This is a genomic window from Occallatibacter sp., from assembly GCF_036502485.1.
Taxonomy (GTDB): domain Bacteria; phylum Acidobacteriota; class Terriglobia; order Terriglobales; family Acidobacteriaceae; genus Telmatobacter.
The window spans coordinates 1-14,111 of sequence record NZ_DASXYM010000110.1 but is presented as its reverse complement, the minus strand read 5'-3'; the positions used below and the strand labels follow the sequence as shown (position 1 = coordinate 14,111).

At 56.0% G+C, this 14,111-nt stretch carries 11 protein-coding genes; 5 read left to right on the top strand and 6 right to left on the bottom strand.

What is annotated here, in order from left to right:
• Positions 1 to 9 precede the first annotated feature (9 nt).
• Together VGL22_RS14585 and VGL22_RS14580 are read right to left on the bottom strand one after the other, a co-directional pair.
• A complete protein-coding gene (locus VGL22_RS14585) occupies positions 10 to 1,029 on the bottom strand; it encodes a hypothetical protein (protein WP_465267668.1) in 1,020 nt (339 codons plus the stop codon).
• 11 nt (positions 1,030 to 1,040) lie between these two features.
• The gene (locus VGL22_RS14580) at positions 1,041 to 2,285 is read right to left on the bottom strand and encodes an MBL fold metallo-hydrolase (RefSeq protein ID WP_465267667.1); all 1,245 of its coding nucleotides are present in this window, start codon (positions 2,283 to 2,285) and stop codon (positions 1,041 to 1,043) included.
• 574 nt (positions 2,286 to 2,859) lie between these two features.
• On the opposite strand from VGL22_RS14580, the gene VGL22_RS14575 reads away from it, so the two are divergent.
• From VGL22_RS14575 to VGL22_RS14555, 5 genes are all read left to right on the top strand, one after another.
• Positions 2,860 to 4,320, top strand: a complete 1,461-nt coding sequence (locus VGL22_RS14575) for a DUF3375 domain-containing protein (RefSeq protein WP_465267666.1) — start codon at positions 2,860 to 2,862, stop codon at positions 4,318 to 4,320.
• Positions 4,307 to 5,035, top strand: coding sequence for a DUF4194 domain-containing protein (locus VGL22_RS14570; RefSeq protein WP_465267665.1), 729 nt, complete (start codon positions 4,307 to 4,309; stop codon positions 5,033 to 5,035). The genes VGL22_RS14575 and VGL22_RS14570 overlap by 14 nt, the downstream gene beginning before the upstream one ends.
• Positions 5,026 to 8,373: an ATP-binding protein gene (locus VGL22_RS14565; protein ID WP_465267664.1), complete on the top strand. Its 3,348-nt coding sequence runs from the start codon at positions 5,026 to 5,028 to the stop codon at positions 8,371 to 8,373. Before VGL22_RS14570 ends, VGL22_RS14565 begins: the two co-directional genes overlap by 10 nt.
• Positions 8,370 to 9,548, top strand: a complete 1,179-nt coding sequence (locus tag VGL22_RS14560) for a DUF3322 domain-containing protein (protein ID WP_465267663.1) — start codon at positions 8,370 to 8,372, stop codon at positions 9,546 to 9,548. The genes VGL22_RS14565 and VGL22_RS14560 overlap by 4 nt, the downstream gene beginning before the upstream one ends.
• A 376-nt stretch (positions 9,549 to 9,924) precedes the next feature.
• Complete coding sequence (locus tag VGL22_RS14555; protein ID WP_465267662.1) at positions 9,925 to 10,722, top strand: HNH endonuclease; 798 nt, start codon at positions 9,925 to 9,927, stop codon at positions 10,720 to 10,722.
• Here the strand turns inward: VGL22_RS14555 and VGL22_RS14550 are convergent.
• The 4 genes from VGL22_RS14550 to VGL22_RS14535 form a co-directional block, all read right to left on the bottom strand.
• Positions 10,691 to 10,981 carry a hypothetical protein gene (locus VGL22_RS14550; RefSeq protein ID WP_465267661.1) on the bottom strand — a complete coding sequence of 97 codons (291 nt, stop codon included), beginning with the start codon at positions 10,979 to 10,981 and terminating at the stop codon, positions 10,691 to 10,693. The genes VGL22_RS14555 and VGL22_RS14550 overlap by 32 nt on opposite strands.
• Positions 10,982 to 11,420: 439 nt before the next feature.
• The gene (locus tag VGL22_RS14545) at positions 11,421 to 12,425 is read right to left on the bottom strand and encodes a hypothetical protein (protein ID WP_465267660.1); all 1,005 of its coding nucleotides are present in this window, start codon (positions 12,423 to 12,425) and stop codon (positions 11,421 to 11,423) included.
• Complete coding sequence (locus VGL22_RS14540; protein WP_465267659.1) at positions 12,425 to 13,147, bottom strand: hypothetical protein; 723 nt, start codon at positions 13,145 to 13,147, stop codon at positions 12,425 to 12,427. The genes VGL22_RS14545 and VGL22_RS14540 overlap by 1 nt, the downstream gene beginning before the upstream one ends.
• Before the next feature lie 150 nt (positions 13,148 to 13,297).
• Positions 13,298 to 14,111, bottom strand: an 814-nt coding sequence (locus tag VGL22_RS14535; protein WP_465267658.1) for a metallophosphoesterase family protein, incomplete at its 5' end; no start/stop codon positions are given.

The window sequence follows — 14,111 nt, the reverse complement described above, 5'->3', positions numbered from 1 at the left end:
TGCGATGCTTCACGCCGATTTGATTTGCCGAGTGCTGAATTTAAAGTCGCCGTATCCATCCTGCGGATAACTGCTGATCGTCGCTGTTTGGAAACAAATCTGTCTATCTGAGCCGAACCTTTTCATCGCCGCCTTATTCAGCTCTTGAAATATGCGCGGCTCTGAAATCAGCGGGTGAAAGTTGGGCGCCAGCAACACGGCGTGGATGTTAGAACAGCGAATAATGTCCTCAGGCCCAATTGCACAGTTCTTTCGCGCCTCCTTGGATTCAAACTCAAAGATGGCAGAAGGGCCGATGGCATCACGCATGACGCTTGCATAGAAGAGCAACTCCGAGATAGCCCCCGCTTTTCGATTGTCGGATTTCTTCAATTCGAACAGCACCAGAGTGCCGTTTCGGATGCCGATCAGATCAATCCCACTCTTTCCTCCGGTAAATATTTGGCGCCCATCTGCGACCCAACCATCAAACAATCCTACCGGCCATTGGCGCATCACCTTCTCGAGCTGAAAATGACTCCGGAAGGAACTTGAGATCTCCAGAGCCAACTCAAGGTCGGCTTCTGAGGGGGTCGGCCCTGATGCTGCTTTCATCCGCTCGTTAGAATCGACCTCTGGCGGCTTGGCCCGCTTGTTTGGTTGGTTCAACAGTCGTTCATTCGGAGAATTCAGCGCCTTCGATGGAGGATCAGGCTCCTCTGCGATCACCCAATCGGGATACAGTTCAGAGAAGCACTTGAGGCGATACAAGAATCGCTCATAGTGCGGCCCTTTGCGATCTGCTCTTGGATCCATACCGATCTGGACAGTTTGCACACCACAGTGGAGCAACAGTGCCAATGCCCACGACTCAAAGGCGGCGGCATCGGACTGCATGTTTCCGTTCAGCCCCTTTTCTTTCATCGTGATCTTAGCTTGTTCCAGCGTACCGCCAATCTCGATCTCGCTGTTCGCAGGAAATCGGCACTGCTTCAGGCAAGATACCTGTCGCAGTTCCGCTTCCCATCGCCGATTATCGAACTCAATCATTTCTTTCCTCTCTAGCTCAGAACGAAGGGATCTCCATCCCGAATGGTCGTTACGTTATCGAATAGATCCTGAAACCGCTCCCCGTGGTCGGTGTGAATGGGAACGAGCTTGCGCGGCTTCAGCGCGGCAGCCAGCCGCTGCAAGTCGGCAACAGTCGCATGTCCGCTCGTATGGGCGTAGACGAAGTTGACTGCCGGGTCGCTGCGGTAGCGGGAGATTTTGTCACTGCCGAAGTAGCCGTCGTGGGTTCCGTCGAGATATCCGAGCCACTGCGAGTAGATGACATTGACGGGGGCTGCGGCGTTTTCAAATTCATCGATGAGACGAAAGCTGGACATCTTGCCTAAGTAGAGAAACGATTCGGGAGTGGCGTGTAGTTCCTCACGCTTGACCCTGTGGCGATAGAGTCGCTTTCTGAAGTCTCCAAAGTAGTCTGGGTTGGCCTTGAGCCTTTCGTCCTGGCTGTGAGCGGCGAAAACTCTTAACTCGGGCCAATCCATGGCGGGCGTATTTTGAGTGATTTGCCGGAGCTGTTCGAGCACCCATGCGGTGTAGATGTCGATGACGAAGAGCTTGCCGGCACGTTTGCAGGCCCGATAGGCGGAGACGATGCGGTCGATATTTTGCGAGGAGGACAGCAGGAACGAGATGTTCCTTTGCCGGTGGATTATCTCGAAGATCGCGTTTTCGACTGCCGTCTCGTCAGGGAATTGGTCGTTGTTGCGATGCAGCATAGTGCCTTCGAGAAGGAGGAGATCAATGTCGCGGATCGGGCGCTTCACCAGGTTCTCAAAGAGTATTCCCTTCCGGCCATGCGAGCGAAGATCGCCGCTGTAGAAGAGGCGCTTGCCTTCGGCTTCGATGAGGAATGCGTAGGCATCGACGGCGGAGTGGTCGACGAGATACGGAGTGATGGTGAACGCACCAATGGTAAACGGCTGCCAGGCTTTGAAGTCGTGGAAGTCGAGCGCGGATCTCTCTCTGCCGAGGAACACCTGAGTGGCATCGATCAGGCTGCGGGCCAGTTTGCCGATGTAGACCGGAGTGCCGGCCGGCAATGAATTCATCAAGCCGAAGTGGTCTTGGTGAGGATGGCTGACCAGGAGGGCGTCCACGAAAAGGCGCGAGAGGTCTACGGGCTGACTGTCGGCGCTGAGGGGAAGTCCGGCATCGAGAAGGAGGCTGGTTTTTCCGGATGAGAGCTGAATACAGTTTCCGCCAATTTCGTGGCTGCCCTTAAGGATGGTGACTTTCATTGGCGCCCAATTTGGGCGAACCCTTTCTCGCTTTGGTAGATGAGCACCGCACGCCGTTCAGCCTCTTTACGCTGCGCCGATCATTGTAGATGCGTTGATTGCCCTACTCTGTATTCAAAATCACAGGCGAGAAATTTACAGTTCCCTGAAAATATCTGTGGAAAAGGCTACTTAGATTAAGGGACGAACGCTTGCCAGCGGGTCCGGGCCCCAGATGATTGCGGGAGTTGTTCGGATCGCGCAGGCCGAGACACTCATCGAAACCGATTTCTCGTTCTGCATTGCGGGTTCAAAGTAAAGTGTTTGGGTCTCGGCGTCGGATCGCGCAGCTTGCGGTGGGCGGCAGTTTAGCGCCCATCCTCGAATGTGGTCCAGAAGGACGTGCCAGAGCTCAGCTATGTGCGGTAAAATTGCACCGACATAAGCAGCGCGTAACCGAATACCGCCTTCTTTGTAGTCTTCCAAGCAGCTTGGCCGGCTCCGCGTGGGTGGCAATCGCACCGGTCTGCGAAGTGGCGCGATCACCGTGTTTTTAGGCCGGTGACCAATCGCCAGAACGCGAGCTTTTACACCGATGAAAACTGAGAGAGCGCTATTAGCGTATGAACGCCTCAGAGATCAGCCACTCTGGAGGCTACTGGCGTCCCCTAAGGCGCCGGCATTCATCGCGCTCTTGCAAGCCGAATTGTATGAGGACCAGAAGAGCCTCCCGGCGTCCGTCTTCTACGACCGGATCGTGCGCGACCTGGAGGAGTTGAGGGCTGCCGGTCAGGACCTGCCGCAGACCGCAAAGGACTATGTATCGAATTGGCTGGCGGATGGCTATGTTGAGCGACGGTTTCCAGCCGGCTCCGCGGAGGAGCAGTTCGAGCTCTCGGCGCAAGCGGTCGAGGCAATTCGTTTCATCTCCAACATCGAGCAGCCCCACTCCACGGCAACGGAGAGCCGCCTCGCCTTGGTGATTTCCGCGCTGGTGCAACTGGCCGAGGAAACTGACTCCGATCAGAAGCGAAGAATCGAAAGGCTCCTTGCGGAACGCGCTCGAATCGATCTTCAGCTTGAACACGCGCAAAGAGGTAATATCCGGGTTCTAGCCGACAGCTCCGCTTTGGAGCGAGCCCGAGAGATCATTTCGCTGGCCGAGAATTTGCTGGGAGATTTCCGTCGTGTGCGCGACCAGTTCGACCGGTTGAATCGCAATCTCAGAGAGCAACTCGTGGAAAGCGATGGCCGGCGTGGGGACGTCTTGGATGCCCTATTCGCGGGTATCGATCTCATTTCGGAGAGCGATGCTGGACGAACCTTCTCCGCATTTTGGCGCCTGCTAACGGATCCCGAAAGGTCCGCGGCTTTGGAAGACGCATTGGACACGGTGCTGTCGCGTGAATTTCTGAACGAGATCGATCTTCGCCGAAGGAGTTTTCTTCGGCGGCTGCCGAGCACCTTGCTGGAACGGGGAGGATTCGTTCACGAGGTCCTCCAGACCCTGGCCAGGAGTCTCAAACAGTTCGTCCAGAGCCGGGAATTCCTTGAACAGAAGCGTTTGAATCAGCTTTTGAGAGATGCGCAAAAGGCGGCCCTTGGTCTGAAGGACCAGGTCAAAGCGACAGAGTCGCTGGATTACATCCTGGAACTCACGAGCAGCCGCCTTCGCTCATACGCGCAATGGCAGTTGTTCGATCCATCGCTCGAACTCATGTCAGAAGGTATGGAATCGGGGGATCGCCCCGAAGTTGACTTGGCGGCGATTGCCGAGTTGGTGGCAGACTCTGAGATTGATTTCCGCCGTCTGAAGGAGAACATTCGCGCCATACTCAGCCTCAGGTCACAGGCTTCCATCCGAGACATCCTAGACAGCTACCCGGCAAACCAGGGGCTGGGAAGCGTCGTTGGGCTGCTCGCATTGGGGAGCCGGCACGGTATCAAGGGCGAGGGCCACGAGCTGGTTCATTGGATGGGGCGAGACGAGCACCAGCGGCGCGCCAGAATCCCCACAATTTACTTCGTGAAGGAGCGCGCGCGTGAACTTGTCTAGCAATCCGGTGGATCCAGTCCCAAACGCCACTAGCGACATGTCTAAGGAAGAGCGCGCTGACCAGGCGGATTCCAAGGGACTTCTGTTCCTCGGTGATCGGGGCGAGCTGCCGCTCGAAACACGGCGCGCGCTTGTTCAGTTGCTCTCGGGACCGTCGCTGGAGATGCGCCGCCATGGCCGTCTCTGGCCGATACTGCTTCAGGACGAAGACATCATCCGGCGCCGGCTATCCGAACTCTTCCTGGATTTGGTGATCGACAGAGAGGCCGGTGTGGCATTCACTCGGCAGGCCGACACCGGTGACCTGGAAGTTCCGTTGCTCCTCCGCAGGTCGCAATTGACATTCATCGACTCGATCGTTCTGCTGAAGCTCCGAGAGCGCCTCGCGCATGCTGAAGCCCATGGCGAACGCGCCGTTGTCGCGGTCCCGGAGTTGGTGGACGAACTCGCGGTTTTCGAACCGGCTGGTGGCACCGATCATGCAGGATTCGCAAAGAAAGTGCGGGCCTCAATCGAAAAGTACAAGGATCGCAGCATCCTCCAGAAAATCCGGGCGGAGGAGGATCGATATGAGGTGTCTCCGACGTTAAAGCTACTTTTCTCAGCCGATCGGATCGAAATTTTGCTGAATCTGTACAAGGAAATGACTGAGAAAAAAAGGACTGGATCCGATATGGACATACAACTCCTGCCGGAGGACGCACCATGGCAGTAGATGCCCCGGAGCTATTTGCGCCCCCGCAGTTTCGTGCCTCGCGGCTCCAGGTGTTCAACTGGGGCACCTTCTCTGGCCTGCACGACATCCCTCTGTCGGATCGAGGCTTTCTGATTGTAGGCAAATCCGGTACCGGGAAATCCACTCTCCTGGACGCCTTTTCGGCACTTCTGGTTCCGCCGCGGTGGGTCGACTTCAATGCTGCCGCCCGGGAGACCGAAAGGAGCGGAAGAGATCGAAATCTTCTGAGCTACATGCGAGGCGCGTGGGCCGAACAGAAGGATGGCGACTCTGGCCAGATTGCCACGCGTTATCTCCGCACCGGGACCACTTGGTCTGCTCTCGCGCTCACATTCAAGAGCACGGCGGCCGAGATCGTCACGTTGGTTCGACTGTTCTGGATTCGCGGAACGTCGAGCTCAGTTCAAGATGTGCGGAGGTATTTCCTCATCTTCGAGCGCGAGGTCGATCTGCGCGAGCTTGAGGACTTTGGTGCGAACCTGGACGTCAGGAAGTTGAAGCAGAGACATGCCGACGCGTTTGTGCGTGAGGACTTCCAACCGTATCAGGAGAGGTTTTGCCGTCTACTCGGCATCGAGAATGAGGCGGCATTACGCCTGCTACATAAGACTCAGTCGGCCAAAAATCTGGGCGACCTTAATACGTTTTTGCGCGACTTCATGCTCGACAGGCCGCAGACATTCGACGTTGCCGAGCAATTGGTGAGTGAATTCGGGGAGTTGAATGCCGCTCACACGGCGGTTGTCACCGCACGAGAGCAAGTGCAAACGCTGAAACCGGCCCGGGAGGACTTCGACCGGATGCAACGACGCATCGAGGTGCGAGACGCACTGGCGGAACTACAAGCTCGCCTGCGCGATTATGTCGAAATATCCAGGCTCAAGCTGCTCCGCGAGCAACTCGACGAGCTGGACACGCAAGCGGCAGGGATTGAAGGAGAACTCGAGAGAAATCAGGCAAGCCTAGATGCGCGAAAAGCCGTACAGCACGATCTGGAACAGCAGCACCGCGAAGCCGGCGGCGACATGGTGGAGCGCTGGGAGTCCGAGAAGAAGGAACTCGAGTCTCAGCGAGCGCATCGCCTGCGCAAGAACGACCAGGCGCGGAATGCATGTCGGTCGCTCGGCTGGATCCTTCCCGACTCACCCCAGGAGTTCGCAGGCCTGCTTGCCAAGGCGCGGGAGGAAATTGAATCGTGGGCCGATACCACCGCGCAATCGCGGAAGGATCAGGTTGAACTCGAAGTTCGGAAGAGAGAGGCCGAATCCGCGTTTGTCGAAGCACGCCGAGAGGTCGAAGCATTGCGTCGGCAGCCCTCCAACATACCAGCCGCAATGCTTGAGCTTCGCAGACGCGTTGCGGAAGGCGCGGGCGTGCCGGAAGCCGCTCTCCCCTTTGCCGGCGAGTTAATACAAGTGAAACAGGACCAGCGAGAATGGCTGCAAACTTCGGAGCGCGTTCTACGCAACTTCGCTGTTTCTCTCCTGGTCGACGAACGGAACTACCCAGCAGTAGCGGCGTACATCAATGGCACAGATTTGGGCCAGCGACTCTTCTACTACCGAACTCTAATGGCGGAGAACCCCAGTCTGAAACCTGTCCCCGCCAACTGCCTTGCCCTAAAGTTAGAAGTAAAGCAATGTAGTCAGCGGGAGTGGCTAGTTGCAGAGTTGCGCTCCCGTTTCGACTATGCCTGTGTAAACACGCTGGCTGAGTTCCGGCGTGTCGATCGCGCCGTTACCCGCGAAGGGCAGATCAAGCACAGCAAGACTCGACATGAAAAGGATGACCGCCGCTCCGGCACTCTGCAACGGATGCTCGGCTTCGACAATCGCGAGAAACGCGAAGAGTTCGAGAAGCACGCGGGCGAGCTGGGCCAACAACTCGCCGAGGTGATGGAAAAGATCAGGAAGCTGGAAGCGGACGAGCAGGCGCGCGCCGAGCGGAGAATGCAGTGCCAAACCCTCGTGAATCTGCAATGGCAGGAGATCGACGCTCAAAGCATTGTTCAGAGAATCGCGGAAATCGACCAGAACTTGCGCAGCCTGAAGGAGGGCAACGGCGAACTTCGCCGCATTGGTGAGCAGCTGGAGCGCCACCGGGCGCTGGTGGAGCAGGCCGATCAGGAGTTGCGGAAGAACCTTTTGCGCCAACAGCAGAACCTGGAGGCAATAGGCGAGACCCGTGGCAAGATCGCAAAGATTGCCGCACACCCTCCCGTCCCATTGGATCGCGCTTTGGCGGACGAGTTCGACCGCAGGTTCTCGCGCGTCGCTCAGCGAATCCGCCTCGCAGAGCTTGATACCGTTTCCTTCACGGTGCTGCAGGGTATGCACCGTGAAAGCGCGGAAGTATCCCGCGAGATCTCTGCGATTGAAAGAGCAATCGAATCCCGTTTTCAGCAGTTTGTAACGCGATGGCCGGCGGAGTCTGGAGATTTGCAGCCGAACATGGCCAGCTCGGGAGACTTCTTTGCCAAGCTCAATAGGTTGGAGTTGGACGGTCTTCCGGCGCACGAACACCGGTTCTTCGACTTGCTTCGCAACCAGAGCCTGCAGAATCTTGCATCCCTGTCTACCCACCTGAACAATGCGCGGAAAGAGATCCTGGGCCGCATGGATGTTGTGAACGCCAGCCTCCGGAACGTGCCATTCAACCGTACCGCCGAACAGACTACCTATTTGCAGATCGAAGCCAGCGATAAGCAATTGGCGGTGGTCCGCGAATTCAAACAGGAGGTGCAGCAGGCTCTGAGCCATGCGTGGACGGATGACAGGGACGATGCCGAGCGACGGTTCCTGGTATTGCGGCGCATCGTCGACCGGCTCTCAAGCCAGGCTATTGAAGACAAGCACTGGCGCGAGCTTGTATTGGACGTCCGGCAGCATGTTGAGTTTATCGGACGCGAATTCGACGAGGAACAGGCGGAGGTCGAGGTCTATCGTAGCGGGGCCGGGAAGTCTGGAGGACAGCGACAAAAGCTCGCCACCACCTGCTTGGCAGCAGCGTTGAGATACCAACTAGGCGGAGTGGATCACGGTATTCCCAGATATGCGACGGTCGTTCTCGATGAGGCTTTCGACAAAGCCGACAACGAGTTCACCGCGCTTGCCATGAACATCTTCGCAAGTTTCGGATTTCAGATGATTGTCGCCACGCCGCTCAAGTCGGTAATGACCTTGGAGCCTTTCATCGGCGGCGCCTGCTTCGTGGACATCTCGGAAAGACGCACCTCGGGCGTAATGCTCATCGAATATGAGCTAGACCGTCAACGGCTGAAGCTGCCCGAACATGCTCGACAAGAGGTCAAAGCGTGAAATCACCTGAAGAGGTGCGTAGCGAGGCGAAACGGAGGTTTGCGAATCGATACAGTGACTGGCTTACCCACGACCTGCGATGCTGCGAACCTCAGGAATCGCACTGGCCCGCTGAGTTCAGTCTCGGCGCGCCCACCGAGCAGGAGGCAAATAGCCGGCTGGACGATGTTCGTGCGTGGACGGTGGAATGGCGAGCCTGGGCCGGTCCCGGAGAAGTTAGGTGGGTAGAGCGCAAATGGCGGAACCTGGGGACCCAGAGTGTTCCGGAGCGCCTGGTAATTCGGACACCCGCGGAGCTTGCGGACTTTGCCGGCGAACAGACGCACTGGGGCGGAATGCTGGGAGTGAGCCAAGAGCTTCTCGCCCAATGGCCACAACTGAAAAGCGGCATCGCACGCTGGGCCCATGTGCTCGCGAACATTGCGGACCAAGATTTAGCGCGCTTGATTTCGATGCTTCGATGGATCGAAAGCCACCCTGAATCGGATCTGTATGTGCGTCAGCTTCCTATTGCGGGCATGCACACCAAGTGGATCGAACAGAGAACCGGGATCATCGCCGGCCTGCTCCATGAGATACGCGGGAACACGGGCGATCTGGCGGATTTCTACGCTGCCTGTGGCTTGCGGCCCCTCCCCCAGTATCTTCACATTAGGATTCTAGATCCACGATTGAGGCAGGAGGTCGGAGGACTCGCGGATCTCACCGCCCCCGTAGACCAGATTGGCTGCTGGAAACTTCTCCCAGATGTTGTGATCATCGTCGAAAACGTGCAGACCGGCTTGGCTTTCGACGATTTGCCCGGAACAGTCGTAATTCTTGGGTTGGGCTATTCCGTGGATTTGTTCCAGAGGCTGCCTTGGCTGCATAGCGCAAGGTGCTTCTACTGGGGTGACTTGGATACGCACGGATTCGCGATCTTGAATCGTGCACGGACCTACCTGCCACAGTTGCAATCCACCCTCATGAACGAGGAGACGCTCTTGAACCACAGGGATTTATGGGTTGAAGAGGGGGAGCCAGCTGCTGCCGATGTGCTTCCCCTGTTGACTGACCCGGAGCAGGCTGTATACAGAGGGCTGAAACATAATGTATGGGGGCAGCACGTTCGTCTCGAGCAGGAGAGAATATCGTGGAGCTTCGCTCGGTTGGCTTTGCGCCGAGATCTCGGATAAACCTTACCACATGGCCAGAACCACCGAAGGCGAAGGTTCTACACCGCCGCGAGGTTTGGATTATGAGCCCATCTCGCCCCGATTGCCGCTTCCAGATGAGACGAGCGCCAAGCTGTAAATACCTATCAGAAACGGATTTACTGATTGCACATTGATGTCGCTCGTTGCTCATATGCCGCGAGATCCAGAGCCAGCCTCTTGAAGCACATCTGACACTATGCGCAGAACCTATCGTGTTTATAGCCTTACTATTGCATAGGGGGCGAGAATGTCAGAGACTCAACATACACGTGCAAAAGAGCTACTTGCCATCATCGCGCGAGTTGGAGCGCATAGCGGAAAGCTAACCTACAGAAGTGCGGCAGAGACGATGGGGATGAGCGACTATGAGAAACAGTCCCGCCCCGTGGCGCATATATGTAACCTTCTGGATGCCGCTGCCTGCCTCGCGGGTGTTCCTCTCCTTGCCATGGTGGCCGTTCGGGATATTAACGGTGAGATAAATCCTACGGCCTGGGAAAAGGAGTATGGCGCTGCCCGACTTGCGATACTAGACCGCTCCCGTAGCCATAGCTTCAGCGACGCGGACTTCGATGCAATTGGTCGAGCCCTCTCTGACCTGAAACCGCTTGGCGATCAAGCAGCATGGAAGCTAGTTGACCGCACGTATGGCGATCTCCAATATCGTCGTCTCATCGGCGACTATTCCGATCCTCTTTACGATGCCTTGAATGATCTAGGGACGGACGATCCAGCCAGAGTCCTGTACACCGGTTACTCTTATCTCCGCGACCCGCAGGTCCGATCCGCAGTGTTGCAAAGAGCCGCAGGAAAATGCGAATACTGTGGAGAGAAAAGCTTCCTTAAGGTAGACGGCAGCCGCTACCTTGAAACACATCATGTAATCGCGCTAGCAAATCAAGGCGTCGACAAAGTGACAAACGTGATCGCCCTTTGTCCCAACGATCACCGTAAGGCCCATTTCAGCGCGGAACGAGATTCTATTGAGCAGGAGATGCTGTCAAGGTTGATGACTCTCGGACAGTCCATTAGGAGCCCTTGTTTCACGAAGGGCGAGGTTCATTTCGCACGACGGGGTCCAACTGAGCCGAGCGAATCTTTCGTATCGGTATCGGTGCCCTTCAGCGAATCTGCAGAATCCTCTTCGCCTTAGGTTCGTCCAGAAGAATCGGGCCATCTTTATCAAAATCGTATTTCGTTGTAGCAAGCAAATCATTCAGGAACAATTTGATGTTGTTCCTGACAACGTCCTCCACCATTCCCTCCGATCCGCCGAGTGAGTTGAAGATAAGCTTGTATCCAGCATCATCAAAGGTCAGCAGCTCCTGATTCGGTTTACCATCCCACCATAGCAAGGCGGTTCGAGGTGGCAGGATCCTGATTACCGTTGCAATCCTTGCAAAGAACTCCATGGCTGTCTCCCATTTCAAGTCGTATCATTTTGAGCTTTTCCGGCGGGTGGACCATTCATAACAGTCTCATCGTCATGAATGGGCAACCACGGAACCCATGCATCGCGATCCAGTCCACGTCTTGGCGAGTTGTAGCTAGCCAAGATCGGAAGCAAACCAGCCTTCCGTCTCAGTTCAATCCATGTCCAATGCGCTCGCTGATGACGGTTGAATGCTCAAATGTCGCCCGGTGTGATGCAAATCACGAACGCGACAAACCGTGTGCAATCGGCGTTTGCAGGTACCTATTCGGAGCCGCGCGTCTTTTGCACGAAGCCCTCTGTGTTAGCCCGGTTAGCGGGAAGCCCTTGGATTTTGGTTGCTACCCGTTAGGGCTTCGGAGCAAGAAGCACGTGCGCGCGAGGGTTTCCCGCTGGTGTAAGTGCTTCGGACGCAGGGTTTAAGAATAGCCATCTGTCTTTGCTCCATAGTTTTGAGCAGGATCAGCCAACGACTGTGCAGCAGCTTGATCAAGCATCGAGCGATTTTCATAGTAGAAGCGAATCAACCGCGCGCTCGCGCTAAGCGCCAAGCGAACCTTGTCCATCACGGCCTCGTCCGGTTCGGCGACAATGAACGGGCTTACTTCCAGGCGAATCGCGGTTGATCGCCCAGTTCGGACCACCTTCATGCCGTCCTTAAGGATTGGCTTTACAAGCGGCAGGAATAGCCGTGGAAGAACTTCAGAGAACGTCAGATCAACGAGGCCGATGTTGCCCTTGAGGAAGATGTAGTACCGCCTCGGGTACATTGGCATTTCTCTGGGTCGGAAATTGATCAAAGTTGACCCCTTTGTGAGCCTGAGTTTTTTCATTTCAAGCTCAGGAAATTCGTCGGTCGCGATTTGATATGCAGCTTCCCAGAACCGATCCGTCACATCATCTTGAAGTTGCTCCCACTTGCTTCCGCCAGGCTTTGCAGCGCTGCTAATGAACTGACTCCGATACGCAGTGCGAGGGTCGTCACGGTTGCAGCTCATTAAGAAGTTTCCGATGTCTTCGTAAGAGACACGCGAGTCGAACAACTGCGCCTTGGCGTTGTCGACACAATATGCTGCTGGCGAACACAGAACAATTTCGTAGTCGGTGTATTGTCCATTTTGTACTTCGTGTTCACCACGAAGCCTATACCGAGCCGCCTGATCCGGCATGAAAGGCGCATTGACCTTGTCTTCGATTAGCAGCGCGAAGCGTGAGCCATTTTCGCCGGCCTCGTCGAAAAGCACGACCAGATCAGATTCTCCTAGGCTGCCGCTCTTGGAAACGTACACTCCAGCCACCTGAGCTTTTGCTGTTTTGAACTTTGACGTCCGCGTCAGGAACCAGTCGGAAAAGCATGGCGACACCGAAAACTCTTCGGCCAAAAGGATGTCTATATCACGTTCAAACTTGCGATCGATTGCCATTAAACAAATCCTTCTTCGGTTAGAGTGGATCCATCCCGAGTGATCTCATGCCGTTCTCCGGAACCACCTACCATCCGAGACCAGCTTTCAGCGATCAACTTCGCGTTAGGCCCGTCCGCATCAAGCCAGAACGAGAACCCGCCCATCATGCCCGGAACGGGGAACCAGAAGTTTCCGCGGTCGAATTCCAGGAGAATCTCCAATTCGGGCAGGCGCAACGCCTGCTTCTGAACCAATTCGTCTACACGCCCACGGATCACTTTATGGAAATGCCGCTGTATGTCACATAGAACCTGTCCAGGAATGTCATGCTTTTGAATGGGATGGAGGAGTGAAAGAAGGTGAACATGCGACCTGCTTAGCGCGATATCAACGGGGCGATGGCCGCTCTCATCTCTGAGTGAGCGAAATGCTCCGAGTTCCAAGAGGCGCGCTACAACTTCAGATGGTGCGCCTCCGTAGGCGGCTTGGTGAAGTGGCGCATAACGCGACTTACCGCCCGGACGAGATGCATTCACGAGCCTCACGTTTTCCGAAAGAATGTCCAGCAACTCTGTCCACTGGAAGCCCTTCGCCAAAGAAGCTATGTGATTCCGCAACTGTAAACCTTCAGAGTCCGTAGTGTCTGCTCTTGTCACTCCGTCCCAACATAGCTCGCGGCGGCTGATTCCACCATTATGTCCGTCCGACTTTTCGCTAGCTGTCCGCCCGGCAGGTTTCATCGTTCAATACCTCCATATCCGTTAGAATCGATTGTCGACCACGCCCGGCCCTCTGGTTTACGACCCCAAGACAATCCTCGTCTTCCCCGAGCAGGCGCTCAGCGATGTGCAGAGGCGAAGAGGCACGATCCTTCAATACTGGCAATCGACTCATAACCTCACCCATTCCAGTTTCCTGTTGTCCAACTCCGACTCACCATCCCAACGATAGGCAACCAGTTTTCCGCCCTTTGCCACACTGTAGTCAACGCAACCCACCTTATTCGAGAGCAGTTCCGGCGCGCCAGTCAGCCAGTAGTGACCGACGATGACCGGCTTGCCGCCGTCATGTCCGATCACTACATGAGGCGGAACCGCGGCTAGGGGGAATTCAGACCGCTCCTCTGCTGGCAACATCGCGGCTCGCCGATAGTCGGTTGCCTCGTTGTCCCACCAGCGGACACGAACACGGTCACGCTCATGCCCATCCTTGTCGTAGAACTTGTGAGGCAAAGGAAGCGGAACTTCGATCCCCTTGAGAACGGATTCGACAGCCTTGAAGACCGTAAGCTCCGGCGTGTCCTTTTCCGCCTCATCGTCGGGTTCTTGGCTGGCCTGAACCATCGTCTCAGGCGTCAGGCCGTTGTGCGCAGTCAGGAATGGTCTCAAATACGAAAGAGCTGATGGCTGCCAGCAGGCGTGGACCACGCGAAGTCCTGGCAGATCGAGAAACAGCGGCAGAGTCAAGAACCAAGTCACCAACTCTTCATGCAGTGGCCTTCCTTCCACAACATCGAGGAATTTCTGGTGCTGATGCCGGTTTTTGTCGCCATATGTCGCGGAGTTGACCTGACCCCCTGAATCCGCCCATTTCGGAATACGATTTGGACGAAGGAAGGGGAAGGACGGATGAGCCGAAGCAAGCACACGGAGGCGCAGATGATCACTGCGCTGAAGCAGGTTGAGGCGGGCCGCACGGTCGAGG

Bases quoted from the DNA above. Each gene is read 5' to 3' on its own strand.
- VGL22_RS14580 (WP_465267667.1), bottom strand. From the start codon at position 2,285: ATGAAAGTCACCATCCTTAAGGGCAGCCACGAAATTGGCGGAAACTGT.
- VGL22_RS14565 (WP_465267664.1), top strand. From the start codon at position 5,026: ATGGCAGTAGATGCCCCGGAGCTATTTGCGCCCCCGCAGTTTCGTGCC.
- VGL22_RS14550 (WP_465267661.1), bottom strand. From the start codon at position 10,981: ATGGAGTTCTTTGCAAGGATTGCAACGGTAATCAGGATCCTGCCACCT.
- VGL22_RS14540 (WP_465267659.1), bottom strand. From the start codon at position 13,147: ATGAAACCTGCCGGGCGGACAGCTAGCGAAAAGTCGGACGGACATAAT.
- VGL22_RS14585 (WP_465267668.1), bottom strand. From the start codon at position 1,029: ATGATTGAGTTCGATAATCGGCGATGGGAAGCGGAACTGCGACAGGTA.
- VGL22_RS14545 (WP_465267660.1), bottom strand. From the start codon at position 12,425: ATGGCAATCGATCGCAAGTTTGAACGTGATATAGACATCCTTTTGGCC.
- VGL22_RS14555 (WP_465267662.1), top strand. From the start codon at position 9,925: ATGAGCGACTATGAGAAACAGTCCCGCCCCGTGGCGCATATATGTAAC.
- VGL22_RS14575 (WP_465267666.1), top strand. From the start codon at position 2,860: ATGAAAACTGAGAGAGCGCTATTAGCGTATGAACGCCTCAGAGATCAG.